The 1588-nt window shown below is 62.0% G+C and carries 1 protein-coding gene; it reads right to left on the bottom strand.

The genetic code is table 11. The features are described 5' to 3' along the window. Nucleotides 1–849, bottom strand: an 849-nt coding sequence (locus VB672_RS22545; protein ID WP_442932166.1) for a calcium-binding protein, incomplete at its 3' end; no start/stop codon positions are given. Nucleotides 850–1588 lie beyond the last annotated feature (739 nt).

Here is a 1588-nt window from a genome sequence, read left to right on the forward strand (position 1 = left end):
ATCGAAGCCCTCGCCGCCGACGAGCCGGTTCACGCCCGCGCCGCCGTACAATAGATCGTCACCGGCGCCGCCGTTCAGGACGTCGTGGCCGGCGCCGCCGAAGAGACGGTCGTCCCCATCCATTCCACGCAGGGTGTCCTGGCCGGCGCCACCTATGACGAAATCCGCTTTCGCACTGGCCGTAACGTCATCGTCGCCGTCTCCCGCGATCAGCTCGCCCTCGCCTTGAAACACGTCGTTTCCGGCGGTGCCGATGGTGGTCTTCAGAACGAGATAACCCGTGGCGATTTGAACGAGGGTCGAGATGTGACGGATCTCTGTCGAGGCTCCGCCGTCGGGCGTACTGCCGCCGGTTCCACCGTCGGGCGTGCCACCACCGGTTCCGCCATCGGGCGTACCGCCGCCGGTTCCGCCATCGGGCCTGCCGCCGCCGGTTCCGCCATCGGGCCTGTCGCTGACGATGCGGTACTTGTCCCAGAAATCCGACGTGACGACATCGTAGGATCTTTCGCCATTCGCATCGACGGTCATCTCCAGGACGGTTCGGCCCTCCTCAGTCCCTTTGATGACAAGATAGACGCGCTTGCCGACGGGAATCACGTCGTAGTCGCGTCCGGCCACCGTCATTTCGGTCGGGAGATCGGCCGGAATTCCCGATCCGCCGTCGCCGGTTCCGCTCCCCCCAGTCCCAGTGCCGCCATCCGTGCCTCCGGTTCCCCCGCCGTCAGTGCTTCCGCCGGGTCCTCCACCGCCATCATCCCCTTCGCCGTATCCTAAGAGCGGTACGCCCCAGATAGCGGCGTATCGGAGGTACTCCCATTCGAGGGTTGAAAGTTCGTTGGTTGCCACGTCACTTCTCCTACGATGCTGGTACAATCGCGACGGCGGCTCACCCGGTAAGGGACAGCCAGCCCACCCACAATCGAATGTTACATCGTTTTATTTTACACGCAACAATGGAGTCTTTCCTTGTTTGTGCACCTAGCCCGATCGCTGCGGCTTACGTCGCCGCTAGATCCTCCGGGATGCGGCGCCGGCCCCTGGGTTCTTTCCCCTATCCCGGTTCGCGCGCATACCCGCACGGCGAAGCGAGACTCGCTTCACTGTGGGATGTTCTCGAAAAGCGCGAGTTTGAGTTGAACCGGCGAGTGCAGGAGACGGTCAACAGCCACGGCTGGGGTCCCATCGATGCAGGGACACCACATCTCCTAGGACATGGGATACGCGTTTCGAAGGATGCCGAAGAATTAGACCGGTGGGCTGATAAAAATCCGGCCTCGGATTCCGGAAGGAATCTCCAAGACTGAGCAGAGCGTGATTTGTTATCCACAGATCTCACAGCCGCAGTCATGAGTAACGGGGTGCCTGAACAAAAAAGCCGAGGCCCTATTCAATACCGACGGATGCGAGCTTTCTCACCTCGGTATCCATAAGCGCCCATGGTCTTCACATCTCAGAAAAAGGCGCGGCTTTCGCCGCGCCCTCTTTGCTTTCATAGGCGGCCGGTCACACCACCAGGAAGTCCGAGGCGCTCAGGCTCAGGCCCGCCGTCACGGCGGCAAACTTCACCATCGCCTGCCCGCCCGAG

The organism is Microvirga sp. CF3016 (genome assembly GCF_036314085.1).
Taxonomy (GTDB): Bacteria; Pseudomonadota; Alphaproteobacteria; order Rhizobiales; family Beijerinckiaceae; genus Microvirga.